We start from the raw sequence: 23,648 nt of genomic DNA on the forward strand, positions 1-23,648 counted from the left end.
CCGATCGACGTCGGCGTGAGGTCCGCATGAGAGAACTCTCATCGTCGTCCTAGAGTGACGAACGTGCCCCGTGACCTCCGCCTCCTGCCCAAGGCGCACCTGCACCTGCACTTCACCGGCTCGATGAGCCCGGAGGCCCTCACCGAGCTCGCCGCGGAGCGTCGGATGCGGCTGCCGGAGACACTGCGGGAGACCGTCGCCGGTGACCCGCTCCGGCTGCCGGCCAACGAGCGCGGCTGGTTCCGGTTCCAGCGCATGTACGACGCCGCCCGGGCCGTGGTCCGCAGCGAGGCAGCGATGCGGCGGATCGTCCGGGACGCGGCCACCGCCGATGCCGCCGAGGGATCCAGGCGCCTCGAGATCCAGGTGGACCCGACCTCCTATGCCCCGTTCGTCGGCGGCATCACGCCCGCCCTGGAGATCGTCACCGACGAGGCCGCGGCCGCGAGCGCGGCGACCGGGGTCGAGGTCGCGATCATCATCGCGTGCTCGCGGATGAGGCACCCGTTGGAGGCCAGGACCTTGGCCAGGCTCGCGGCACGGCACGCCGACGACGGTCCCGGCGGGGTGATCGGCTTCGGCCTCAGCAACGATGAGCGCCGCGGGGAGACGTCGGAATTCGCCGCGGCCTTCCACATCGCGGCCCGAGCGGGCCTGGCCCTGGTCCCCCACGGCGGTGAGCTCCTCGGCCCCGAGCATGCCGCTCAGGTCGTGGCCCACCTGCACCCGGACCGCCTCGGTCACGGGGTCCGGGTCAGCGAGGACCCGGCCCTGCTCGAGAAGGTCGTCGCCGACGACATCGCCTTCGAGGTGTGCCCGGCCTCGAACGTCTCCCTCGGGGTGTACGCGACCCCGGACGAGGTACCGCTGCGCACCCTCGTCGACGCCGGCGCGACGATCGCCCTCGGTGCGGACGACCCGTTGCTGTTCGGCTCCCGGCTGCTGGCCCAGTACGAGAGCGCCCGGACGGTGCACGGCTTCGACGACGCCGAGGTGGCCGAGCTCGCACGCGGTTCGATCCGGGCCTCCCGCGCCGCCGATTCCTCGAAGCGCACGATGCTCGCCGACGTGGACGCGTGGCTGGCCGCACCGGAAGCCGCCGGTCACGCTGCCGGGAGCGACGCCCCGGGCACGGCGTGAGGCGCCTCCGTCTTGCGGCGCGCCGGGCGGCGGCCTGGGCCGCCGACTACGCCTACGCCGTCGGCCGGATCGCGCACACGCTGGTCACGCGCGAGCCCCGGTGGGCGCGCACGCCGCGACCCGGGGCCGGCATACCCGTGGTCCTGGTGCCCGGCGTGTACGAGTCCTGGCGGTTCCTGGAACCGCTGGCCGGGCGCCTGCTCGACGCCGGGCACCCCGTCCATGTGGTGCGTGAGCTCGGACTCAACCATGCGGACGTGCGGAGCGGTGCCGACGTCGTCGCGAGGCACCTCGCGACCCTGGCGCTGCCCGCCGTGGTGCTGGTGGCGCACAGCAAGGGCGGCCTGATCGGCAAACAGGTGATGCTCGACGGCGTCGCGACGGCCGGGCTGGCCGGCGCACCCCGGGTGCTCGGCATGGTGGCCGTGAACACGCCGTTCGCGGGCTCGTCCTACGCGCGATACCTGCCGGTCGCGGCCGTGCGCGCCCTCTCCCCCGCAGGTGTGCGCAGGCTCGGCCGGCAGCGCGCCGTCGACGCCGCGATCACCTCGGTGCACGCCTCCTGGGACCCGCACATCCCGGCCGGTAGCGCACTGCCCGGGGCGCGCAACATCCGGGTTCCGGCCAGCGGCCACTTCCGCATCCTCGGGGACGCCCGGGTCCAGGACACGATCGTCGCCGCCGTCGCCGACTACGACACCTGATGTCCCGCGTGCACCGGATTCCGCAAGGGATCGCGGTGCCTCAGAGGGTCAGTCCCACCAGGACCGGCTCCGGGACCAGGGTGATGCCGTGCGCCGCCTGCACCCCGGCCCGGACCTCCCGCGCCAACGCCACGAGGTCCGCGGCACTCGCCCCGCCCCGGTTGGTCACTGCGAGCACGTGCTTGGTGGACAGTGCTGCCGGCCCGGGCAGGCCGTAGCCCTTGCCGAAGCCGGAGCGGTCGATCAGCCATGCGGCGCTCGTCTTGACCCGACCGTCGCCCGCGTCGAAGCGAGGCGCACCCTCGGGCAGCCGGGCCGCGACGTCGGCGTCCAGGATCGGGTTCGTGAAGAACGAGCCGGCGCTCCAGGTGTCGTGATCGTCGGCGTCGAGGACCATGCCCTTGCGCCGGCGCAGGCCCAGCACCGCCTCGCGGACCTCGACCGAGGGGGCCCGCTGGCCGAGTTCCACGCCGAGTGCCGCGGCGAGCTCGGAGTAGCGGATCGGGGCCGAGCGCGTGGCGAGCACCATCTGGAAGCCGACGTCCAGGACCACGTACCGCGGCGTGGGCCCCCAGATCCGGTCCGCGGACGGGGTGTGCAGGGTCCGCTTGAGCAGCGAGTCGCGGTAGCCGAACCTCAGGTCCACCCGGGCCAGGGTGCGGACCCGGCGCTCCGCACGGTCCCAGGTGCGCACGGAGGAGATCACGTCGCTGACCTCCTGGCCGTAGGCACCCACGTTCTGGACCGGCGTGGCGCCGGTGGAGCCAGGGATCCCGGAGAGCGCCTCGACGCCCATCCAGCCTTCCTCGATCGCCCGCACCACGAACTCGTCCCAGGGGTGTCCGGCCGGGACCCGGGCAGAACTGCCGCCGCAGGTGTCCTCACTCTCCACGACCACGCCGCGCCGGGTGTCCCGCACGACCACGCCGTCGAAGCCGTCGTCCGCGATCAACACGTTGGAACCGCCGCCGAGCACCAGAAGCGGCTCACCGGCGTCGTCCGCGGCGGAGATCGCGTCGATGAACTCCGCCTCGGTCGCGGCCTCGACCTCGCGGCGGGCCGGTCCGCCCACGCGCAGCGTGGTGGCGTCGGCGAGCGGCGCCGGGACGGGGGTGCGCAGGGAGTTGGACTGGGCCGCGGTCGTCATCCCCCCAATCTACGCCGCGGCAGCGGCCGAGCCCGGGTGCGTACCGCCCGCCGGGAGCGACCTACGCGGCCTTCGCTGCGCCGTCGGGGCCTTCGGCGGTGTGCGCCGGCGGCCGGGCCGCGGGGATCACGAGCAGGCCGACGACGAGCGGGACCAGGATCGCCAGCAGGGCATGCCGGTAGCCGACGTGGCTGGCGAGCAGGCCGAGCAGTCCCGGCCCCACCAGGAACGCGGTGTAGCCGATCGTGGCCACCACGGACAGCCGTCCCGCGGCCTTCACCGGGTCGTCGGACGCCGCGCTCATCCCGACCGGGAAGCCGAGCGCCGCACCCATCCCCCAGAGCACCGCACCGACGAGGGCGAGGGGCAGCGTGGGCGAGAGGGTGAACACGAGCAGACCCACGATGGCCAGACCGGTGCACAGCCGCAGCACGACCACCCGCCCGAACCGGTCCAGCAGGAACGTGCCGAGGAAACGCATCACGGTCATCGCGGTCAGGAACACGGTGAGCCCGAACGCGCCCGTCTCGTTCGGGGTGTCGAAGCCGTCGATGACCGCGAGCGCGAGCCAGTCGTTGGCCGCCCCCTCGGTCAGCGCCGCCGCGAGCACCACCAGGCCCACCATCAGCGTCCTCGGCTCGAGCCAGAATCGGAGGTAGGAGCGGGTGCCGTGGTGCTCGCCCTGGAGTGCCGCGGCCCGGCGCTGCTCGGCGGTCTCCGGGAGGTACCCGCGGGTCATCACCACGACCAGCAGGACGGCGACCCCGACCACCACGAGCATGTGGGTCGGAACCGGCACGCTCCAGCGGATTGCCAGCCCACCGACCGCGGCGCCGAGCACGGTGCCGATCGAGAAGCCCCCGTGGAACCACGGCATGATCGCCCGCCCGAGCGCTTGTTCCACCCGGGCCCCCTCGAAGTTCATGCCGACGTCCCAGGCCCCGATTCCCATCGTCGACAGGAACAGGCCGGCCCCAACCAACAGCGGGCTGATCTGAGCCACCCCGGTCACGGCCACGACCAGGCCGGCGGCCGCCACCACGGAGGCCGCGATGACGGTCCGCACGGCCCCGATCTGGGACAGGATCCGGCCGGTGACCGGCAGCGCGGTCAGCGACCCGAGTGAGCCCAGCAGGATGATCAGGCCGAGCTGCTCGGGCCGCAGACCGAGCTCGTCCCTGATGGTCGGGATCCGCGCCAGCCAGTTCGCGAACGTGAAGCCGTTGAGGACGAACGTGGCGAACACGGCCGCAGCGCCGCGGCGGGCATGCGTTGACTGGACTGACACCGCGGTGCCTGGCTCGGAGGGGGTCATAGTCACTCTCGGGACGGTACGGGGGTCGCAACGTTTCGACCGGCCTAGGCTATCGTGTGCCGTCCGGCCCTACGGAGCCCGGCCGCGTCCGCCGGCGGAGCAGGACGGCCGATGTCGTCGAGGAGGAAGGGCGTCCGTGACCACTCGCGCCACACTGACCGACGTGGCCCGCGCCGCGGGCGTCTCGATCTCGACGGCGTCGCTCGCGTTCTCCGGCGCGGGACCGATCTCCGCGGCCACCAAGGCCAAGGTGCTCGCGGCAGCCGCGGACCTGGGCTACTCCGGGCCGAACCCGGTGGCCCGGTCGCTGCGGCGGGGCCGCAGCGGCGTGATCGGCGTCGTGGTTCGCAAGGATCTGCGTCAGAACTTCCGTGACCCCGTGGCCATCCAAACGCTCGACGGCGTCGCCACCACGCTCGGCGAGTCGGATCTGGGCATGCTGCTCGTGCCCACCGACGACGCGTCCGGCCAGGCCCCGGAGCTACTCCGGCACGCGGCGATGGACGCCGCGATCCTCCTCAACGGGGCCGCCGCCGGCGCACCTTCGGTGCGGGTGCTGCGCGATCGCGCGGTCCCGGCCGTGCACGTGGACACGGCAGTGCGCGGCTCGGTCTCGATCCGGGTCACCGACGCCGCGGGCATGCGGGCCGTCGCCGAGCACCTGCGCGGGCTCGGCCACAGCGCCGTCGGTGTGGTCACGCTGCCCTGGGGGCCGCACGTCGAGCCCGGCCCGCTGGACCCGGCCCGGCCGGGCCGCTCCTCCGTTCCGTACACCGCGGCCCGGTGGGCGGGCCTGCTCGAGGGCGGGGTGCTGCCCGTGGCGGCCCAGGTGGCCCGCGGGTCCTGGGTGGAGGAGGGCATCCGCGCCGGGCATGCCCTGCTCGACGCCATGCCCCGCCCGACGGCGTTGGTCGGGTTCAGTGACCTGCTCGCCGCCGGCCTGTTGCTCGCCGCCCGCGAACGCGGGCTGCGGGTGCCGCAGGACGTCTCGATCGCCGGGTTCGACGGCGTGGACCTGCCCTGGCTCGGTGAGGACGTGCTCACCACGGTGACGCAGCCCATCCAGGAGAAGGGCCGCCTGGCCGCGGCGGCCGCGATCGCGCTCGCCGCCGGCGAGCGCGCGCGCTCGGCCGTCCTTGAGGTCGAGTTGCGGCCGGGCACCACGACGGGCCCGGCCCCCGCCTGAGCCGTCCGTCCGCGAACGGGCGAGCGGCCGCCGTCGGGCCGTGCAGCGGCGCTCAGTGCAGCCGCACCTGTGCCTGTGCCTTGCCGAGCACGGTCTTGTCCTCGACGGAGACGCGCAGGTCCACGCGGGCGGTACCCGCGTCCGCATCGACGGCGCCGATGGTGGCCACGATCAGGAGCTCCGCCGCGCCCGGGTCCGGCACCGGCACCGGGCGGGTGAACCGCACGCCATAGGAGAGCACGTCGGTGGGGTCGCCGAGCCAGTCGGTCAGCGCGGACCCGGCGACGCCCATGGTGAGCATCCCGTGCGCGATGACGCCGGGCAGACCCACCTCGAGAGCGAACCGCTCGTTCCAGTGGATCGGGTTGAAGTCGCCACTGGCGCCCGCATACCGCACCAGGGTGGCCCGGTCGACGCTGCGGGTGACGGAGAACAGTTCGGTGCCGACGCCGGCGTCGGCGGTGAGGGCGCTCACGCGTCCGCCCCCCGCACTGCGAGGGTGGAGGACACCGACACCACGGTTGCCCCGCCGTCGTCGGTGATCTCGCATCGGGTGCCGACCATCGCGATCCCGGCACGCTCGGTGACCGAGTCCACGTGGACGGCCGTGTGCAGCCGGTCCCCCGCAACGATCGGCCGGTGCGCGGTGAAGGACTCGTTGGCGTGCACCACACGGGAGAAGTCGATACCCGCCTCCGGCGAGTCGATGTACTCGGCCTCGGCGCGCTGGGCGATCACGACAGCGAAGGTGACCGGGGCGATCACATCGGCGTGACCGGCTGCCCGAGCGGCGGCGGTGTCGTGGTGCAGGGGTGATCGGGCACCCACGGCCTCGGCGAACTCGGCGATCTTGACGGCGGACACGACGTAGGGCGGGGTTCCGGAGAACACCCGCCCCACGAGGTCGGCATTGACTTCAGTCATGCCGGTCATGCTAGTCGCCGCGATCAGCGCGTTTCGCGGTGCGTCGTCTTGGCGTTGCAGCGGGGGCAGTACTTGCCCAGTTCGAGCCGGTCGGGGTTGTTCCGACGGTTCTTCTTGGTGATGTAGTTGCGCTCCTTGCACACTTCGCAGGCAAGGGTGATCTTGGGGCGGACATCCGCAGACTTGCTGGCCACTGGTCTTCCTCACGTTGGCACCCGCGCTGGTGCGGATGTTTGCTTCTCGAATGCGGTAGCGGGGGCGGGGCTCGAACCCGCGACCTCACGATTATGAGTCGTGCGCTCTGACCAGCTGAGCTACCCCGCCTCGACCCACGGACCGCCCGCCGCCGGGGGCGGCGGGCAACCTGTGGAGCAGAGCCCCGATAGGGAATCGAACCCTAGACCTTCTCCTTACCATGGAGACGCTCTACCGACTGAGCTATCGGGGCAGCGGGAACGAGGTTACATGCTCGTACGCCTGCAGACGAAATCCTAGCGCGAGGTCCTGCTCACACGAGCCGCATGCGGGCCGGATCGGCCCCAACATGGCGAACATCACACAGCCGACGCCTCGGTGCCCGGCCGGTGCCGACACAGGCGAAAGGGCGCCTCCGGTGGGAGGCGCCCCAGGCGCTGGTGGCGGGTGCAGGATTCGAACCTGCGAAGCGTAACGCGGCTGATTTACAGTCAGCTCCCTTTGGCCGCTCGGGCAACCCGCCGTATGGTCGAAGGACCGGATGGAACAATACCAAGTCCGGGACCGTCCCGTGACCATCGCGAGCCCGCCCGCGGCCGCGGTGTGGTCAAGCACACTCCAGAAGGAGCCCCCTGTGGCCAGCGATTCCTCGTTCGACATCGTCAGCAAGGTCGACCGCCAGGAGGTGGACAACGCGTTGAACCAGGCCGCCAAGGAACTCTCCCAGCGGTACGACTTCAAGAACGTCGGCGCCTCCATCACCTGGAGCGGCGAGGAGGTCATCGTGATGGTCGCCAACTCCGAGGAGCGGGTGCTCGCCGTGCTCGACGTGTTCCAGAGCAAACTCATCCGCCGTGGCGTCTCCCTGAAGGCGTTCGACACCGACGAGAAGGAGCCGCAGCTGTCCGGCAAGGAGTACCGCCTCGCCGGCACCCTCAAGGAGGGCCTGTCCAGCGAGAACGCGAAGAAGATCACGAAGCTGATCCGGGACGAGGGTCCCAAGGGCGTCAAGACCCAGATCACCGGCGACGAGGTCCGGGTCTCCTCTAAGAACCGCGACGACCTGCAGACCGTCATCGCGCTCCTCAAGGGCGCCGAGGACATCGACGCCGCGCTGCAGTTCGTGAACTACCGGTAGCGGCGGGCGCGGGCCGGTCGGCCCTCACCAGGTGCTGGGGTCGCTGAGCCCGGTGCTGCCGGCCATGCCTTCCAGTCGGGCGATCCGCTCGGCCATCGGCGGGTGGGTGTTGAACATCTTCTTGACCGATCCCGCCCGGAACGGGTTGGCGATCATCAGGTGGGACACGTCGGCCACCTCGCCCTCGGCTCGCAGCGGCGCCGCGGCGGTCCCCTGCTCCAGTTTGCGCAGGGCGCTGGCGAGGGCGAGCGGATCGCCGGTGAGCTTGGCGCCGTCGGAGTCCGCGTCGTACTCACGGGTGCGGGAGATGGCCAGCTTGATCAACGATCCGGCGAACGGTGCGAGCAGCGCCATGGCGAGGGAGCCGACCAGAGCCAGCGGTCCGGCGTCGCGGTTGCGTCCCCCGCCGAAGAACAGCAGGAACTGCGCGGCGGAGGTGATCAGCCCGGCCATCGCGGCGGCGATCGAGGACGTCAGGATGTCCCGGTTGTAGACGTGGGAGAGCTCGTGGGCGAGCACGCCCCGCAGTTCTCGTTCGTTGAGGATCCTCAGGATCCCCACCGTGCAGCAGACCGCCGCGTTACGCGGGTTCCGCCCGGTGGCGAACGCGTTCGGGGCCTCGGTCGGCGAGATGTACAGCCGCGGCATCGGCTGCCGCGCCTTCGATGACAGGTCGCGGACGATCGCGTACATCGCCGGCGCCTCCGCCTCGGAGACCGGCCGTGCGGCCATGGCGCGGATGGCGATCTTGTCCGAGTTCCAGTAGCTCACGAACGTCATCACCAGCCCGAGGCCCGCGAACAGCCAGATCACACCCGGTCGGCGGGTGCCCGCGGCGACGATCGCCCCGACACCAAGGATCACGACCCAGAGCAGGCCGAACAGCGCCACGGTCTTGACGCCGTTCAAGTACCGGTGGCCCATCACCTGTGGCGCTCCCCTTCTCTCGACTCGGGACCGGGTCAGCCCAGCGGCGCCACCGGTCCCGGGCAGCGTCAGGCGCGAGCGTGGGCCCGGCGGGAGATCTCGGTCATGTGCTCGCGCGGGACGACCTTGATCCGTTCCCGGCCCTGCCCCTCACCCAGAGAACGCTCGTACGCGTCGAGCAGTTCCCAGCCCTGCCACGTCGTGAAGGGCACGCCGTCCGCCTCGAGGCGGTCGAGGATGGCCCGGGGGTCACGCTTCGGGGCGCTCGGCACGGCACCGGCGGCGACGTCGTCGACGAGGTGCCGGATGGTCTCGTTGGCGTCGGACTTCGTGTGCCCGATCAGCCCGACCGGGCCGCGCTTGATCCAACCCGTCGCGTACGTGCCGGGGATGTGCCGGCCGTGGTTGTCGAGGACCCGGCCACCATCGTTCGGGATCACCCCGGCCACCTCATCGAACGGCAGCCCGGCCAGCGGGGAGCCGAAGTACCCTACCGCGCGATAGACGGCCTGCACGTCGAACTCCGCGAACTCCCCGGTGCCGCGCACGGAGCCGTCACCGGTGAGCTCGGTGCGCTCGGTGCGGATGCCGGTGACCTTCCCGTCGGCGCCGAGGATCTCGGCGGGCCGGTGCAGGAAGTGCAGGTGGATCCGCCGGGACGCGGTCAGTTCCGACTCCTCGCGCAGGGTCCAGTCGGTGAGGGTCTTGACGACCTGCTTGGTCTGGTTCGAGGACCGGATCGCCTCCTCCGAACCGTCGTCGAAGTCGAAGTCCTCCGGGTAGACCACGATGTCCACGTCCGGCACGTGGCCGAGTTCGCGCAGTTCCAGCGGGGTGAACTTCACCTGCGCGGGCCCGCGCCGCCCGAACACGTGCACGTCGGTGACCGGGCTCGCCCGCAGACCCTCGACGACGTTGTCCGGCACCTCGGTGGGCATCAGGTCCTCGACGTGCTTGGCCAGGATCCGGGCGACGTCGAGCGCCACGTTCCCGACGCCGAGCACGGCGACCTTCTCGGCTTCCAGCGGCCACGTCCGGGGCACGTCCGGGTGCCCGTCGTACCAGGACACGAAGTCCGCTGCGCCGTAACTGCCGTCCAGCTCGACACCCGGGATCGGCAGGTCCGCGTCCTTGATGGCCCCGGTGGAGAAGATGATCGCGTCGTAGTACTCGCGCAGCTCCGCGAGGTCGACGTCCGCTCCGAAGTCAACGTTGCCGATCAGGCGGATGTCCCCACGCTGCAGCACCTTGTACAGGGCCACGATGATGGCCTTGATCCTGGGGTGATCCGGGGCAACGCCGTAGCGCACCAGACCGAACGGAGCGGGCAACCGCTCGAACAGGTCGATGTCGACGTCGAGGTCGGTCTTGGAGAGGATGTCGGCCGCGTAGATCCCGGCGGGGCCGGCTCCCACGATGGCGACACGCAGCCTGGTGTTGCTGGGCACGGGTGAGACGCCTCTTTCAACGGATTGGGGGCTGCCACGCTCACGCGCGCAGCACAGACCCCTCCAGTGTAAGGCTCGCCTCACCCGTGCCCGGGGTGAGCCACGGACTGGGATAGGTTCGCCGTGTGCCGACCGCCCAGCCCACGCCGGAGGGCGTCGCGACCTCCGAGCACCGCCGCGGCCTGATCGCCGGGGCCTGCGGCTACTTCCTCTGGGGCGTGCTGCCGATCTACTTCAGCCTCCTCGCATCGGCGGGAGCGTTTGAGATCACGGCCCATCGGGTGGTCTGGTCGATGCTGCTGTGCCTGCTCCTGCTGGCGGCCCTGGGCCAGTGGCGCACCTTCACGACCCTGCTCCGGGACCCTCGCGTCGCCGGCCGGCTGACCCTCGCAGCGGTCCTGCTCGCCGTGAACTGGATCACCTTCCTGGTCGGGGTGCTCACCGACCGGGTGGTGGACGCAGCCCTGGGCTATTACGTGAACCCGATCATCACCGTGCTGCTGGCCGTTCTCGTGTTGCGCGAGCGACCACGTCCGGCCCAGTGGGCTGCCGTCGGCGTCGCCGGAGCCGGCGTGGTCGTGATCGCTGTCGGGCTGGGCTCCTTCCCCTGGATCGCGACCGTCCTGGCGCTGAGTTTCGCCGGCTACGGCCTGGTGAAGAAAACCGTCGGGGCGAAGGTTCCCGCGCTGCCTGGCCTCGGCGTCGAGACCCTCGCCCTCACGGCGCCCGCCCTCGGCTATCTGGTGTACCTGACGGTGACCGGGGCGAGTACTTTCGGGGCCGACGGCGGAGGTCGCGTCTCTCCTGCCGGGCACGTCGCGCTGTTGGTCGCCTCGGGCGTCGCGACGACGGTCCCGCTGCTCCTGTTCGCCGCCGCGGCCCGCCGGCTGCCGCTGGCGACGCTGGGTCTGCTGCAGTACATCACCCCGACGATGCAGTTCCTGACCGGGGTGCTGCTGTTCGGGGAGGAGATGGCCCCGAGCCGGTGGGCCGGGTTCGCGCTCGTCTGGGTCGCGCTGGTGATCCTCACCACGGACGGGTTACGGCTCGCCCGGAGCAACAACCCGCGGCCGCGCGCGCCCCGCTGACCCCGGCACCGGGCCGATGACCGCCTCGATCGCGGCGAGCTGCCGCGCCGGCGGGTCGTCGCCGGCCGTGATCACGAGCGGTCCCTCGTCGGGCGTCGGGGGCTCGAAGTGGTCGAAGTAGGTGGCCGCCAAGCGCTCCGGCAGGCGGAAGTCGTCGCCGTGACCCGTCGCGCGGCCGGCGACCCGCTGCAACGCGGTGGCCCGGTCCGTGGCCACGTGGATCGTCACCGGCTCCACGCCGAGCGGGCGCACCAGCGCCCGGTAGTCCGCTCGCATCCGGCGTGACCAGAACGAGAAGTCCAGGACCACGTCCTCGCCACCGGTCACCACGGTGACGAGGCGTTCGCGCAACTGCGCCTCGATCTCCCGGTGCACCTGCTCCGGCAACGGCATGGCGTGGAACCCGCGGTCCCAGGCGGTCTGGTCGAACGACAGCCGCACCAGACCACGTGCCTCGAGGGCCCGGGCCAGCGTCGACTTGCCGGAGCCGGCCGGGCCGCACATGAAGATGACCCGGCTCACCCGTGCGCCCTAGCGACGGCCGGGCCGGCGGGCGGTCCCGAGGCGAGCGATGAGGACCACCAGGGCCCCGAACGCGACGCCACCGATCAGCCACCACAGCGCGATCTGCCGGGTGGGTGCCATCGGGTCCTCGATGGGGCTGAGGTCGATCCCGGAGGTGGGCGCGGGTGCCGGCTCGGGCGCCGGGTGGATGGGTGAGGGCGGGCCGGGGGCCGAGCCGTCGTCGATGAACTCGATGGCGGCGACCGGCTGGACCAGGCCCCAACCGATCTGGTCATCGCGGCCGGCGGGCTGCGGCCGGGACGCCGTCACCATCAGCCGGTGCGCCCACTGCGCGGGCGTCTCGTCGGGGTGTGCCTGCGCGACGAGGGCGGCCGTGCCGGCGGCGTAGGCCGTGGCCCAGCTCGACGAGGGCAGCGCATCCCCGGGCGCCTGCACACAGTCACCGGCCCAGTGGAAGGCGGACGGGACCTGCTGGCCGGTGGTGACCACGTCCACCCACCCCCCGGCGAACGACGCTCCCGCCACCCAGGCCCCGTTCACGTCGACCGCGCTGACGCCGAGCACCCCCGGGTAGGCCGCCGGATACCGGGGCACGTCCTCGGACACCGAGCTCGTCTCCCGATTGCCCGCGCTCGCCACGACCAGGGCCCCGTTCGCTGTCGCCACCTCCACCGCCTCCTCCAGCGCTGGGATGTTCTCCGTGGTGCTCAATGAGACGTTGATGACATCGGCACCGTTCTCGGCCGCCCACCGGATCCCGGCGGCGATCCGGTCCGCGGTGAGCGACACCCCTTGTTCCTGGGCCTCCTCACTGGAGGCGTAGTAGACCCGGACCGGCAGGATCTCGGACTCGGGGGCCACGCCCACCAGCCCCGAGCCCTCGACCCCTCGGGCCGCGATGATGCTGGCAGCCACGGTGCCGTGCCCCTCGGCGTCGGTGGTCGCCGGGTCCGTGCCGACGACCAGGTTCACGCCGGGCAGCACCCCCTCCCGGAGGTGGACGTTGGCCACGTTGACGCCCGAGTCGACGACCGCCACGACCACGCCGGCGCCGGTGGCCAGTTCCCAGGCCTCACGCACCCCGAGTGCGTCGAACGCCGGCGGCGACGCGGCCACGAGCGCCGGCGAGTCGGTGGAACAGTTCTCACTGGAGCTGGTGGCGTACACGGGCGCGACCGGCGCAGCGATCAGCAGGGTCCCGCCCAGTGTCAGGCCGGCCGCGGCGGCGAGCCCACGGCGGAACCAGGAGGCGCTCACGACGGCCCGGCGGCGCTCATGCCCTCACTGGCGGCCTCCACGGTGAGCGTGGGACCGGCGGGGAAGAGCGCTGCCCAGAACTGGGAGATCCGCGGGATCTCAACCTCGCCGTAGCCGAGCAGCAGGATCACGTCGGTGCTGGTCACCGGGATCGGGTACATCCGGCCACGCTCGTCGATCAGGGCGTAGCCGCCCTGGGTCCCACCGCCGTCCAGCTGGATGAGCGCCCCCGCGCCGGGCGCGACGGTCACCTCGGCCCCGCCGTCCTCAGGCGCTGGCGCAGCCACGAGCGCGACATTGCTCGGAGCACCCGCCGCGGCCGGGTCGTCCTCGGCCACGAGCTGGGCGCACGGCTGCAGTTCCCCCTCCACCGCGGGCAACGGCTCCGTGGGCCAGTCCGCCGGCACAAGTCCGGCGGAGTCCTCGATCGGTACCTGCTGCACCTCGGAGTTGTCGAGGGTGACGACGTCGTCCGGGGTGAGCCCGGTGCCCATGTAGTACAGCTCGAGGGCCACCGCACTCAGTTCGACGAGGGCGCCGGCCTCGGTGAACACGTGCACGGCGCCGGTGTCGCCGCTGGCGCTGCGCAACCGCACGACGCTGCCCACCTCGAGCTCGCCGCCGATCTGAGCGGCCGGACCGGGTAGCGGATCGCCCGCCCCGGGCACACTCAGCCGCTCGATCGGGGTGCCCTCCGTGAACAGGTTGAGCCACCGGGCGGAGACCTCGTAGGCGCCGGTCGCGGAGAACCCGAGGAACAGGCTGAGCGCGGTGAGGTCCTCCTCGGCGACCAGGTACCGGAAGCCGCCACTGACGTAGTAGTAGGAGCCGTCGACGACGACGAGGGCGCCGCGCGGGTCCTCGACCTGCGCGTGCGCGGAGTCCAGGTCCACCCAGGTGCGCTCGACGTCCAGCGCGCACGCCCACCAGCCGACGTTGATGAGGGAGTCGGGCGTGGGCAGCGCATCGGGCGCGCCCTCGATGCCGACCATGACCGAGCTGCGCGGCAGCCCGGCGAGGTCGTCCTCGCTGGCCTGCACCACGAGCAGCTCCCCGTCCTCACCGGTGGCGAGCAGCTGGGCGCTGGTGATGTTGGCGACCGGGTAGAGGGTGCCCCCGCGGGCGACGTACCGGGCACCGGTGTCCACGACGACAAGCGAGCTGTCCTCCCAGCCGTCCGGGAGGCTGCCCGTGAAGAAGCCTGCGATCAGGGACCCGACCACGACCAGCACACTGAGCACGGCCCCGGCGACGACGCCGACGAGCGGCTTGGCCGGCTCGAGCTCGCGTCCACCCGGGGCGCCGCTGACGAACGCGGTGAGCAGCCGCCGTCGGCTGAAGTTCTGGGCAGCGATCAGTTCCTTCTTGGTGGCCACGCGATCACGCCAATCCGGAGGCGAGCGCGGCCAGCGGCAGCAGCGCGGCCAGGCAACCGAGCTCGGCACCATCGGCGAGCCGGCCGAGCCACAGGCGCGGCTTCGGCGAGATCAGCGTCAGACCGACCACCGCCGCGGCGACCACCCCGACCGCCACGGTCAGGCCGGTGCGCCACTCGGCGTGCAGCACGGCGGCCGACACCCCGGTGATGACCACTCCGACGATAGCGATCGTCATGACCGCGACGATGTCCGACCGGGAGTAGGTCTCCCGGACGCTCAGGATCATGCCGCCGAACGCCACGACCATGAGCAGGGTTCCGAGCAGACCCGTGCCCACCACCACCGGCGCCGCGATCAGCATCACCACACCGACGGCGATCCGCAGGCCGACCTGGTACCGGTGGCCACGCGCGTACTCGCGGGAGACCTGGGCCCTGTCGATCTCGCCGGGGTCGGCCAGGATCTCGGAGTCGTCGCGTGCGCTCACGATCTGCAGTGGGGTGGTCGCCAGCGCCACCCAGGGCACCCCGATCCCGGCGACCCCAGCCACCGCGACGGCGACGGCGAACGCCGTGCCCGGCGTCGTGTCGAAGAACCACATGACGGTGCCCGCCACGCCGATCACGGCTCCGACGGCGACCGGGACGATCGAGTACTCACGTCGCTCGCGCAGGGCGATCAGGCCGAGCAGGCCGGCGACGAGCGCGCCGCCGCCGGCGCCCGCAGCACCCGCGCCCCAGGGGTCGGTCGAGCCGAGGGCGCTGAAGCCCGCGAGCGCGCCGTAGACCGCTGCGACCTGGACCAGTGCGACGGGCGCCGCGGGCGGGCCGCCGACCCGTTCCACGACGAGGGCGCTGACCAGCAGCAGCACCGCGGCCAGGGCCGCCGTCACCGGGACGAAGACGGTGCTGGCGCCCGAGCCGGGGCCGGCGCCGAAGAGCAGGATCGCGCCGGTGACGAGCAGCGCGACGGCCGCGAGGACCGCCGTCGTGGCCGCGTCCTTCGGCGTCCACGGCTTGTCGTCACTCTCCACGACATCCGCGACCGCCTCGACGAGGTCGTCGTAGACGCGATGCTCGTCGATGTCCGCGCCGGAGGTCAGGGTGAGCACGTCACCGTCCTGGACACCCTGGGCCTGCAGGCTCCGGGCGCCCTCCAGCGCCCCACCCTGCTGCCGCACCAGGCGATATCCGCCGAACACGGTCGCGGCGTCGAGGAGGTTCAGGTTGCGGGCGAGCCCGGGCACGAGCTCGGCGACCGGGACGCCCCCGGGCGCTGCGAGGTCGAGACGACGATCGCCGGCGACCACTGAGACGCGCAGGAGTTGGCCGAGCGCGCGCTCGTCGCTGGAAAGTTCGGTCATCGATATCCCTCTACCTACTGGTGGCCCGGTTCAGCATAGCCACGACCGAAGCGGCTCCGGCCGCACCGCCGGCGGTTCATGGGGCACCTGCGCGGGGACCTCTCCCCATCGACGCACCCCGTGGCGTTTCGTAAGGTGAAGTCATTCACCGGGGGTATTCGGTGATGGACTGCCAACCGGCGGTTCACACACACGGGCCGAGGGGCCCATGAACTTGGAGGTGACTGTGGGACAGGAAGTCTCCGCAGCAGACGGTGCACTGGCGCGCGGCGCGAGGATCGTCGCCGAATCGAAGATCACGCTGAACGGTGAGCTCTCCTCGCTCGAGGGTCGCCTCTCCGGCATCGGCGCCCAGTGGCAGGGTCAGGCCGCCACCGCGTTCGCTTCGCTCATGGAGCGCTGGCGCACGGACGCCCGCAAGATCATCAGCAGCCTCGACACGTTCGAGCAGAACCTGCAGTCGTCGCAGAGCAGCTACACCGCCTCCGACGAGCAGGCCAGCTCGGCCATGTCCCGCCTCCAGGGCCGTCTCGGCTGACGCTCTCTCACTAGGAACTGAGGAACAGATATGACGTTCAAGGCCAATTTCGAGGGCATCGCCACCGCAGGCGCCGACATCGTCGGCGGCGCGAACAAGCTCGAGCAGCAGCTCGCCGACATGGACTCACAGCTCCAGCCGCTCCGCGCGGACTGGACCGGTGCGGCCGCCGAGTCGTACCAGACGGCGAAGTCCCAGTGGACCACCGCGATCACGGACATGAAGGCGCTGCTGACCGAGATCGGTACCGCCGTGGGTCAGGGCGGGCAGGACTACCAGTCCACCGAGAACCAGAACGCCGCTCGCTTCCAGTGAGCCGACGCCACGCTTGACGGTCGCGCCGAAGCCCCGACAGGCTTCGGCGTGCGCCGCCCTTCTTGGCGACACGCCGACAGAACCACCGATCACGACACAGAGAGACGATCACCGTCATGGGACAGACCGAGATCACCCCTGAGGTCCTCACACACCGGCTCGGGCAGTTGGAGACGCTCGTGGACGAGGTGAGCAAACTTCGACCGGACGTCGTCGAGATCCGCAACCGACAGGACACGCAGACCTGGTCCGCGGTCCAGTCGCCGAGCTCGTACTCGACCAAGCTGCGCCAGACGCTCACCACCATGGAGACCAACCTGGACACGTCGGTCGCGACCATGGTGACGATGCACGAGGAACTCACCGCCTACGCCAAGGACATGAAGGACCTCGACGAGAACGTCACCGCGCGGCTGCAGGCCATCAAGACTGCGCTCGACGCGGCCTGATGAAGCTGAGCGGAACCCGCGCGGCGCTGGCCTCCACCGCGACGGCAGTGCTCCTGGTCGGTCTCGCTGCACCTTCGGCGTCGGCGGACTGGGACACGAGCCTCGGTGGCCTCTGGTACTACAGCGAGACCGGCGTGGCGCAGGCGCACCAGACCGCGACCGGCGCGGGCGTGACGATCGCGCTGCTCGACAGCCCGGTGAACCTCGACGTCCCCACGCTGGCCGGCGCGGACATCCGCACCCAGCCGGACTACGTGTGCCCCGACGAGGGCACGGCGTTCCCGGGCACGAGCTCCGGGGAGGAGGCCGAGCACGGCACCGCGATGGCGGAGCTTCTGGTCGGCAACGGCGCGGAGGTGGGCGGGTTCCCGAGCTCGCAGGGGGTCGCCCCCGATGCCACGATCCTCAGTTACGTGACGGTCATCAACGACCGGGGCTGCACCGGCCGGGTCGATGAGTCCATCCGGGCCGCCGTGGCAGCCGGGGCCGACATCATCAGCATGTCGTTCAGCGGTGCATTCACCGAAGACAACGGCGAGGCGATCGCCGAGGCGCTCCGCGCCGGTGTGGTGATCGTGAACGCGATGCCGAACGACCCGCCGAGCGAACTCGGCTGGCCGGCGACGGCGAACGGGATCGTGACCGTCGAGGCCCATGACATCAACTCCGAGATCCTGGAGAACCCGGTGGTGAGCCCGCTGCTCACCGTGGTCTCCCCTGGGACCGAGATCGTCCGCACCGGGTGGGAGGGCGGCGCCTGGAACGCCCAGTGGCTCTCGTCGGGGACCTCGGAGGCCACCGCGTTCACGTCGGGCGCCCTGGCCCTGGTCAAGTCCGCCTATCCGGAGGCGACGGGCAACCAGCTCATCCAGTCGCTGATCCGGACCACCGGCGGCACCGCGCATGAGCCTGCCCGCAGCGACGACACCGGCTTCGGCTTGATCTCGGTGCCGGCCCTGATGGCGACGGATCCGACCACGTTCGAGGACGTGAACCCGCTGATCCGCGACGATCCGGACGCGGTGCCCAGTGCCGCGCAGATCGACGGCACCGGCGAGAACCCCACCGACCCGGAACCGGGCGCCACGGCGGAGGGCAGCGACACCGACGGGCCGTCCAGCCTGGTCCCGGTCATCGTCGGCGTCGCCGGGGTGCTGGTACTCCTCCTGATCGTCGGCCTGATCATCGGTGCCACGCGGGGGAAGCGAAAGAACCAGCCCATCCCGGGGCCGCCCGGTCAGCAGCCGTACCCGCCACCGGGCCAACAGCCCTACCCGCCGCCTGGCCAGCAGGCCGGGCCAGCACAGACACCACCACGACAGCCACCACCGACCCAGCATGGAGGAATGTGACATGGGTGCGAACACCGACAATCTGGAACAGATCAGTCAGATTCCTGCGGAGAAGCTCACCACCGCCAGGACCGACCTGGAAACGCTTGGGACACACTCCACCTCGCTGACCGAGGCGTCCCAGAGCGTGCAGAACATCGGCGCCGACAGCGGCACCGAGGGCGAGACCGGCATGGCGGCATGGACCCAGATGATCTCGCTGGCGTCCAACCTGAACCAGACCGCGTCCGACCTCACCACCGCCAAGTCCAGCACCTCCTACGCGCTCGACGCGATCGACGCCGCCCGCGAGGCCTACAACAACCTCCCACCGGAGGAGCTGAACTGGTGGCAGAAGCGGGCCATCGAGGCCGCAGCGGCCACCGGCGGCATGATCGTGCTCGGTGGGCTGGGTGCCGTGACGGCGGCCACCGCGACGCACCACTGGCTGGAGGGCTGGGACGAGGCCCGCGAGGAAGCCGCCACCCAGGCGATGACGAACCTCGACACCTCCCTGAACAGCACCTACCTGGCCAGCAACGACCAGGAGGAGTTCAACCCCGGTGAACGGCGGACGTCGACCCCGCAAGTCCCGCCCGGTACACACACTCCGCCGTCCACGACGAACCCGACGGCGGTCCCGGGCGGTCCGTCCGGGCCTGGCAATGTGCCCGGACCGGGCGGGCCCGGTGGTCCCGGAGACATCCCCGGCGGTCCCGGAGACATCCCCGGCGGCCCCGACTACCCCGGCGGTCCCGGCGGCCCCGGCGGGCCCGACTACCCCGGCGGCCCCGGTGGGCCTGGCGGCCCCGACTACCCCGGCGGGCCCGACTACCCCGGCGGCCCCGGCGGCCCCGACTACCCCGGTGGGCCCGGCGGACCGGACGATCCGGGCTGGAACCCTGACGACCCCGGCTGGAACCCCGGCGACGATGACACGTCCGCCGACGGCGGCCTCGGCGGCGGCCTCGGGCCGGGCGCCATCGGCGGTCCCGGCGGCGGCATCGGTGGGGGCCTCGGGCCCGGCGCGATCGGCGGTCCCGGCGGTGGCGTCGGCGGCGGTGTCGGTGGTGGCCTCGGTGTCGGTGGTGCGCTCGGTGCCGGTGCGGCCGGCGCGGCCGGCCGTCTCGCCGGTGGCGCGGGCGGTGCCGGCGGCATCGGCGGCGTGCCGCTGGGCGGTGGCGCGGGCGGAGCCGGCGGTCGTAGCGGCCGCGGCGCAGGCGGAGCCGGCGGTCGCGGCGCCCCCGGTGGCCGCTCGGGAACCAACGTCGGCGGCGGAGCTGGTGGCCGTGGCGGAGCCGGCGCCGGCATGATGGGCGGCGCCGGAGCCGGCGGCGGCAAGGACAAGAAGCGCAAGAACGGCCAGGGGCTCGGCCTCGTCGCCGAGGAGCTCGAGGACGAAGGCGTCACGCCCGACCTCGGCGCCGCGGCGAACGCCGGCTCCCGGGATGCCCAGCTCCCGGAGCTGCCTCCGGAGGAGGACTTCGACCCCAAGTGGTGAGCCGCCGAGGCGATCAGCGCGGCTGAGCGCCTCCGACCACACCGAACGCCCCGACGACCACTGGTCGTCGGGGCGTTCGGCTGTCGTCGGGGGCCCCGCCTCCGCGAAGGCTGCCTATGCGGCCAGGAGTGATGCGGCACCCGTCGCGCGGATCCCGGTGTCCGTCCCGAGGGGTGTCGGTACCCGACACGCCCTCCGCTGCGGCTGCTGCCGTCGCGGAGGCGTCACCCTGCTCCCCCACGGGTTCGGCGGCACGGCGACGCCACGCCGATCATCGGCGCCGACGGGTGGGCGGGGGGTCCCGGAAACCGGCCGATCGGAACCGGCCTGTCGCTGGTGGCTCAGCTCTCCCAGCGGGCGACGGTGATGACGCGCTCACCGAGCTCGATCGATCCGTCCTCCGGGACCATGACCCGCTTGCCGGGGAACGCCCGCGTCTGGGTGCCGTCAGCGGCCACGACCAACGTGCCGTTCGCCGAGCCGCGGTCCTCCACCCACAGCTCGCCGTCCTCGATCCCGATCCGGGCGTGGGTTCGGGAGAGCGAGCGGCCCGGGTCATCGATGGCGACGAGGTGGTCGTACCGCTCCCCCGCCGGCGCCTGCGGACGGCGCCCGAGCAGGCCGGGCCCCGTCACGGTGACGGTCGCGCCGTCGTCCATGGTGAGGACGTACACCGCGGACGGCGCACCGCCACGCCGCTCGGGACCCCCACCGGGTGCGGGTGCGTCGGTGAGGCCCGGGACTCGGGCCGGCTCGACGGCGCGCGGATAGAACGTGTGCTCCGGCAGTTGCGCGGACGCCGCGGCTGCCGCGCCCGGCTGGCCGGGAGCCTCCGGCGCCGCCGCCTCGGCGACCCGGCGGGCCCGACGGCTCTCGGGCTCCGGCTGGGCCGGCCGGCCCTGCGCGGGTGCGTACCCGGCGCCCGCCGCTGCTCCCCCGGCCGGGCTCCGCTGCTCCGAACCGGCGGGCCGACCGTACTGCTGGGGTGGCGCCTGGCCGTGCTGCGGCGCCTGACCGTGCTGCGGCGCCTGGCCGTGCTGAGCCCCGTGCCCCTGCTGAGTGGGCTGGCCCTGCTGCGGCGCCCGGCCCTGCGGCGTCGGCCGCTGCGGAGGTTGGCCGTGCGGGGCACCGGGCCCCGCCTGTGGGCGAGGGGCGCCCTGCTGCGCCTGCTGCCCGTACTGCGGCGGCGCGGCCGCCCATGGGGCCCCCGACGCCGATCCGCCCTGGGCCATTGGTCGCGGCGGCTGCGACGACGGCACCGACGGGCCACCGGCCGACGGCCCGTGCCCGGCCGACGGCCCTGCCTGGACCGGCGGACCTGCCTGGGCGGGCACCGGTCCCCGTGGCCGTTCCCACGGTGCCACCGGGGCGGGGCCGGGCGCCGCGGGCGGAGCCTGCTGGTGTGGTGCCGCAAGGGGGCCGGCGCCCAGCGTGCCCTGGGCGGACGCCGCGGCGCTGCCGGGGGCGTACCCGGCGGGAGTGGCAGTCGGGGCGCCCTGCGCGGCCCACGCCGGCACACCGGTCGGCGCCGCGCCCTGGGCGCCGCCATCGCGGCCGCCGGCCATCCCGCCCGGCAATGCCTGCGTCGAGGGCATCGGCGCGAGCCCTGGCACCGGGGCCGGCTTGCCGACCGCGTCGGGACGCAGGTCCAGGACGGCGGTGCGGGCGACCCGGTCGTGCAGCGCCTGGCCGCGACCGGACCGGTCCGCGGCGGCGGTCGCGATCAGCACGAACTGACCCACGAACGCCACCAGGTGTGCGACCCCGAGCAGGGCGGCCCGGATCAGTTCCCGGCCCAGTCCGGGCGCGTACGGGCCGTCGGACCGCGCGGCCCTGATCCCGAGGAGACTCTTGCCCAGCGTGCGCCCGGTCCGCGCCTCCCAGAGCACCAGGGCACCGATCGCCTCGGCTCCGACGATGCCGCCGAGCACGAGGCTGCGGGTGGGCAGGTAGACGGCCGCGACGAGCGCGGCGACGGCAGCCAGGTCCACCGCGTACGCGGCGAGGCGTCGGAGCACCCCGGACGCCACCCGCCGGCCGGATGGTTCGCGTGCCGGATCCGGCGCGGACCCGCCAGCGCCGTTCTGGACCGCCCAGGTCGGGCGTTCGGTTACCTCGACCGACATCAACGTCCCCTCAATCCGCTTGCCTGCCCGCGGCAGTCTATCCGGCGGCCACGGTCTGAAGACCTTCGATGACCCCGGCGGCGAGCAGCGCCGCAGGCATCACGAAGATGATCGCGATCCCTTCGACGATGTCACCGGCACGCGACCACTTCACCGAGCGCCAGCCGGTCACGATGGCCATGGTCAGCAACGCGATGCCGAGGCCCCCGCCGATCCCGACCAGGGACCACAGGCCCGCGTCCGGTGTCACCCGGGCCGCGAGCGCGATCTCGATGAGCAGCACCAGCAGCGCGAACCGTGGGGCGGACTTCTCGATGACACCACGGTAGGAGCGGGGACCGAGGCCGAGCGTGATCACCAGGAACGCGAACAGCGCGAGCGTGGCCCAACCGGTGATGGTGCCCGGTTCGTACGCCGCAAGCACGGGCGGCGCCATGACCATCACGAGTGCACTCGCCACCGCGAGCCCGGCTGCCTTGCGACGTTCCGCGTACCGCACCGTGCGCTCGACCTGCAGCCACTGCACCCGCCCCGGTGGCCGCGGTGCCCGCCCGCGCACCGACGCGGCGGTGCGGGCCACGAAGGACAGATCCAGCAACTGCTCGTCGGGGACGGCGATCGACGCGCTCGGCATGGCGCGCAGCATCAGGGGCACCACGCCGAGGATCAGGGCGGGGGCCACGTGCACGGGCAGGTCGAGGATGAGGGCCAGCCCGAACAGCACGGCGAGCACCACCCAGGCCATCGTGAGCACCGACGCCACGGACGTAGATGGGTCCTGGTGGTAGGTGCTCACCGCAAGCCTGAGCGCGGCCATCGAGGCACCTGCCACCAGGCCGATCACGACGGCCAGCCGTAGCACCGCGAACGCGTCCGGTGGCGCGAGCAGGAAGCCGGCCGTGAACGCGAGGATCGGGCCGAGGATCGTCTCGTCGACCAGGTGTGAGCCGGCCACCGTGGTCCCACCCTGATCTCCGCTGCGGCGTACCGCGAGCGCCACTGCACCGGCTCCGAGCAGTGCGGCGACGGCGTACCGGAACGGGTCGGTGAGCACACCGGCGCCCGATCCGACGGAGATGGAGTGGGTCACGACCAGGACGGCGCACGCCGCGGTGACCGCGATGCACGCCAGCCAGCCCGCGCTGCCGGCGGGCGTGCGCCGCCGCATCGCCTGCTTCCTCTTCCGGGTGGGCCCGTCGGGCCCGTCGGTGGACCCGGCGGCATCGCCGGTCACCAACCAGAGCACGCTGCCGTTGCCGAGATGTCGCCCGATGGCGTGGTCGGGATCGAGGACGGCGCCCGAGGAGGACACCGCCAGCACCCGGTCCGGGTCCGCACCCCGCGCGCGCAGCACCTCACCGACGAGCGCGTCCGGTGAGACGGAGATGTCCGCCCGTTCGTCGCCGTCGACGACCGCGAGGAAGAGGCGAGCCGGTGCGGTGGTGCTCACTGTCCCCCCGGTGCGCTCCGATCGGTGGGCCTGGTGGCAGGGTCCACCGGTGCCTGCTGACTCCCGCCATAGTAGCCACCTCGCTCCATCGGTTCGCCCGCCGACCACCCTTCCGACGTCCCGGAATGGGCTGATGTGCCCATCGGGGCGCCGGGTGTCCCCGGGTCCCGCCCGCCGCGCTCCGGGATCGGCCCAGTAGGCT

The 23,648-nt window shown here is 72.5% G+C and carries 23 protein-coding genes and 3 tRNA genes; 10 read left to right on the plus strand and 16 right to left on the minus strand.

The window, feature by feature from the left end:
- Nucleotides 1-63 precede the first annotated feature (63 nt).
- Complete coding sequence (locus tag KCQ71_RS17735) at nt 64-1,140, plus strand: adenosine deaminase (protein ID WP_223408365.1); 1,077 nt, start codon at nt 64-66, stop codon at nt 1,138-1,140.
- A complete protein-coding gene (locus tag KCQ71_RS17740) occupies nt 1,137-1,844 on the plus strand; it encodes an esterase/lipase family protein (protein WP_223408367.1) in 708 nt (235 codons plus the stop codon). Before KCQ71_RS17735 ends, KCQ71_RS17740 begins: the two co-directional genes overlap by 4 nt.
- Nucleotides 1,845-1,884: 40 nt before the next feature.
- Here KCQ71_RS17740 and KCQ71_RS17745 read toward each other — a convergent pair whose 3' ends face one another.
- Both KCQ71_RS17745 and KCQ71_RS17750 read right to left on the minus strand, forming a co-directional pair.
- A complete protein-coding gene (locus KCQ71_RS17745; protein WP_223408369.1) occupies nt 1,885-2,991 on the minus strand; it encodes a UDP-N-acetylmuramate dehydrogenase in 1,107 nt (368 codons plus the stop codon).
- Nucleotides 2,992-3,052: 61 nt separating this feature from the next.
- On the minus strand, nt 3,053-4,306 hold the full coding sequence (locus KCQ71_RS17750) for an MFS transporter (RefSeq protein ID WP_223408772.1): 1,254 nt from the start codon (nt 4,304-4,306) through the stop codon (nt 3,053-3,055).
- Nucleotides 4,307-4,442: 136 nt separating this feature from the next.
- On the opposite strand from KCQ71_RS17750, the gene KCQ71_RS17755 reads away from it, so the two are divergent.
- On the plus strand, nt 4,443-5,492 hold the full coding sequence (locus tag KCQ71_RS17755; protein ID WP_223408371.1) for a LacI family DNA-binding transcriptional regulator: 1,050 nt from the start codon (nt 4,443-4,445) through the stop codon (nt 5,490-5,492).
- A 52-nt stretch (nt 5,493-5,544) separates the two neighbouring features.
- On the opposite strand, the gene KCQ71_RS17760 is transcribed toward KCQ71_RS17755, so the two are convergent.
- From KCQ71_RS17760 to KCQ71_RS17785, 6 genes are all read right to left on the minus strand, one after another.
- Nucleotides 5,545-5,967 carry a MaoC family dehydratase gene (locus KCQ71_RS17760; protein ID WP_223408376.1) on the minus strand — a complete coding sequence of 141 codons (423 nt, stop codon included), beginning with the start codon at nt 5,965-5,967 and terminating at the stop codon, nt 5,545-5,547.
- Complete coding sequence (locus KCQ71_RS17765) at nt 5,964-6,416, minus strand: FAS1-like dehydratase domain-containing protein (RefSeq protein WP_223408378.1); 453 nt, start codon at nt 6,414-6,416, stop codon at nt 5,964-5,966. Before KCQ71_RS17765 ends, KCQ71_RS17760 begins: the two co-directional genes overlap by 4 nt.
- Nucleotides 6,417-6,439: 23 nt before the next feature.
- Entirely contained in the window at nt 6,440-6,610 is a 171-nt protein-coding gene (rpmG, locus tag KCQ71_RS17770; RefSeq protein WP_156740964.1) for a 50S ribosomal protein L33, read from the minus strand.
- Nucleotides 6,611-6,666: 56 nt separating this feature from the next.
- Nucleotides 6,667-6,740: transfer RNA gene (locus KCQ71_RS17775), tRNA-Met, on the minus strand.
- Between the two features lie 51 nt (nt 6,741-6,791).
- Nucleotides 6,792-6,864: transfer RNA gene (locus tag KCQ71_RS17780), tRNA-Thr, on the minus strand.
- 185 nt (nt 6,865-7,049) lie between these two features.
- Nucleotides 7,050-7,134: transfer RNA gene (locus tag KCQ71_RS17785), tRNA-Tyr, on the minus strand.
- A 111-nt stretch (nt 7,135-7,245) separates the two neighbouring features.
- Between KCQ71_RS17785 and KCQ71_RS17790 the strand changes: the two genes are divergently transcribed.
- Nucleotides 7,246-7,749, plus strand: coding sequence for a YajQ family cyclic di-GMP-binding protein (locus tag KCQ71_RS17790; RefSeq protein ID WP_223408380.1), 504 nt, complete (start codon nt 7,246-7,248; stop codon nt 7,747-7,749).
- 24 nt (nt 7,750-7,773) lie between these two features.
- Here KCQ71_RS17790 and htpX read toward each other — a convergent pair whose 3' ends face one another.
- Both htpX and KCQ71_RS17800 read right to left on the minus strand, forming a co-directional pair.
- The gene (htpX, locus tag KCQ71_RS17795) at nt 7,774-8,673 is read right to left on the minus strand and encodes a zinc metalloprotease HtpX (RefSeq protein WP_223408382.1); all 900 of its coding nucleotides are present in this window, start codon (nt 8,671-8,673) and stop codon (nt 7,774-7,776) included.
- A gap of 71 nt (nt 8,674-8,744) precedes the next feature.
- The gene (locus KCQ71_RS17800) at nt 8,745-10,124 is read right to left on the minus strand and encodes an FAD-dependent oxidoreductase (protein WP_223408384.1); all 1,380 of its coding nucleotides are present in this window, start codon (nt 10,122-10,124) and stop codon (nt 8,745-8,747) included.
- A gap of 125 nt (nt 10,125-10,249) precedes the next feature.
- Between KCQ71_RS17800 and rarD the strand changes: the two genes are divergently transcribed.
- Nucleotides 10,250-11,212 (plus strand): EamA family transporter RarD, encoded by a 963-nt coding sequence (gene rarD, locus KCQ71_RS17805; protein WP_223408386.1) that lies wholly within the window; start codon nt 10,250-10,252, stop codon nt 11,210-11,212.
- Here rarD and KCQ71_RS17810 read toward each other — a convergent pair.
- Genes KCQ71_RS17810 through eccD form a run of 4 tightly spaced genes read right to left on the minus strand, consistent with a single transcriptional unit; the run spans nt 11,165 to nt 15,736 of the window.
- On the minus strand, nt 11,165-11,734 hold the full coding sequence (locus KCQ71_RS17810) for a P-loop nucleotide/nucleoside kinase family protein (protein WP_223408388.1): 570 nt from the start codon (nt 11,732-11,734) through the stop codon (nt 11,165-11,167). The genes rarD and KCQ71_RS17810 overlap by 48 nt on opposite strands.
- A gap of 9 nt (nt 11,735-11,743) precedes the next feature.
- Nucleotides 11,744-12,994 (minus strand): S8 family serine peptidase, encoded by a 1,251-nt coding sequence (locus KCQ71_RS17815; RefSeq protein WP_223408390.1) that lies wholly within the window; start codon nt 12,992-12,994, stop codon nt 11,744-11,746.
- On the minus strand, nt 12,991-14,370 hold the full coding sequence (gene eccB, locus KCQ71_RS17820) for a type VII secretion protein EccB (RefSeq protein WP_223408392.1): 1,380 nt from the start codon (nt 14,368-14,370) through the stop codon (nt 12,991-12,993). The genes KCQ71_RS17815 and eccB overlap by 4 nt, the downstream gene beginning before the upstream one ends.
- Nucleotides 14,371-14,374: 4 nt before the next feature.
- Nucleotides 14,375-15,736 (minus strand): type VII secretion integral membrane protein EccD, encoded by a 1,362-nt coding sequence (gene eccD, locus KCQ71_RS17825; RefSeq protein ID WP_223408394.1) that lies wholly within the window; start codon nt 15,734-15,736, stop codon nt 14,375-14,377.
- A 226-nt stretch (nt 15,737-15,962) separates the two neighbouring features.
- Here eccD and KCQ71_RS17830 point away from each other — a divergent pair, with 226 nt between their 5' ends.
- From KCQ71_RS17830 to KCQ71_RS17850, 5 genes are all read left to right on the plus strand, one after another.
- Nucleotides 15,963-16,274 (plus strand): WXG100 family type VII secretion target, encoded by a 312-nt coding sequence (locus tag KCQ71_RS17830; protein ID WP_223408396.1) that lies wholly within the window; start codon nt 15,963-15,965, stop codon nt 16,272-16,274.
- A 30-nt stretch (nt 16,275-16,304) separates the two neighbouring features.
- Nucleotides 16,305-16,589, plus strand: a complete 285-nt coding sequence (locus tag KCQ71_RS17835) for a WXG100 family type VII secretion target (protein ID WP_156740957.1) — start codon at nt 16,305-16,307, stop codon at nt 16,587-16,589.
- 116 nt (nt 16,590-16,705) lie between these two features.
- Nucleotides 16,706-17,038, plus strand: coding sequence for a hypothetical protein (locus KCQ71_RS17840; protein WP_223408397.1), 333 nt, complete (start codon nt 16,706-16,708; stop codon nt 17,036-17,038).
- Nucleotides 17,038-18,390 carry a S8 family peptidase gene (locus KCQ71_RS17845; RefSeq protein ID WP_223408399.1) on the plus strand — a complete coding sequence of 451 codons (1,353 nt, stop codon included), beginning with the start codon at nt 17,038-17,040 and terminating at the stop codon, nt 18,388-18,390. The genes KCQ71_RS17840 and KCQ71_RS17845 overlap by 1 nt, the downstream gene beginning before the upstream one ends.
- Nucleotide 18,391: 1 nt before the next feature.
- Nucleotides 18,392-19,870, plus strand: a complete 1,479-nt coding sequence (locus KCQ71_RS17850) for a hypothetical protein (protein WP_223408401.1) — start codon at nt 18,392-18,394, stop codon at nt 19,868-19,870.
- 341 nt (nt 19,871-20,211) lie between these two features.
- Here the strand turns inward: KCQ71_RS17850 and KCQ71_RS17855 are convergent, their stop codons facing one another.
- A complete protein-coding gene (locus tag KCQ71_RS17855) occupies nt 20,212-21,996 on the minus strand; it encodes an RDD family protein (RefSeq protein ID WP_223408403.1) in 1,785 nt (594 codons plus the stop codon).
- A gap of 37 nt (nt 21,997-22,033) precedes the next feature.
- Nucleotides 22,034-23,446, minus strand: coding sequence for a hypothetical protein (locus KCQ71_RS17860; protein ID WP_223408405.1), 1,413 nt, complete (start codon nt 23,444-23,446; stop codon nt 22,034-22,036).
- Nucleotides 23,447-23,648: the final 202 nt, after the last annotated feature.

Origin of the sequence: Occultella gossypii, assembly GCF_019947135.1 — a bacterium.
GTDB classification, from domain to species: domain Bacteria; phylum Actinomycetota; class Actinomycetes; order Actinomycetales; family Beutenbergiaceae; genus Occultella; species Occultella gossypii.

What these genes read in the sequence shown, in the direction of transcription:
- KCQ71_RS17855 (WP_223408403.1), bottom strand. Translation starts at nt 21,996, where the DNA reads ATGTCGGTCGAGGTAACCGAACGCCCGACCTGGGCGGTCCAGAACGGC.
- KCQ71_RS17745 (WP_223408369.1), bottom strand. Translation starts at nt 2,991, where the DNA reads ATGACGACCGCGGCCCAGTCCAACTCCCTGCGCACCCCCGTCCCGGCG.
- KCQ71_RS17750 (WP_223408772.1), bottom strand. Translation starts at nt 4,306, where the DNA reads ATGACCCCCTCCGAGCCAGGCACCGCGGTGTCAGTCCAGTCAACGCAT.
- htpX (WP_223408382.1), bottom strand. Translation starts at nt 8,673, where the DNA reads ATGGGCCACCGGTACTTGAACGGCGTCAAGACCGTGGCGCTGTTCGGC.
- KCQ71_RS17845 (WP_223408399.1), top strand. Translation starts at nt 17,038, where the DNA reads ATGAAGCTGAGCGGAACCCGCGCGGCGCTGGCCTCCACCGCGACGGCA.
- KCQ71_RS17850 (WP_223408401.1), top strand. Translation starts at nt 18,392, where the DNA reads ATGGGTGCGAACACCGACAATCTGGAACAGATCAGTCAGATTCCTGCG.
- eccD (WP_223408394.1), bottom strand. Translation starts at nt 15,736, where the DNA reads ATGACCGAACTTTCCAGCGACGAGCGCGCGCTCGGCCAACTCCTGCGC.
- KCQ71_RS17765 (WP_223408378.1), bottom strand. Translation starts at nt 6,416, where the DNA reads ATGACTGAAGTCAATGCCGACCTCGTGGGGCGGGTGTTCTCCGGAACC.
- KCQ71_RS17835 (WP_156740957.1), top strand. Translation starts at nt 16,305, where the DNA reads ATGACGTTCAAGGCCAATTTCGAGGGCATCGCCACCGCAGGCGCCGAC.
- KCQ71_RS17840 (WP_223408397.1), top strand. Translation starts at nt 16,706, where the DNA reads ATGGGACAGACCGAGATCACCCCTGAGGTCCTCACACACCGGCTCGGG.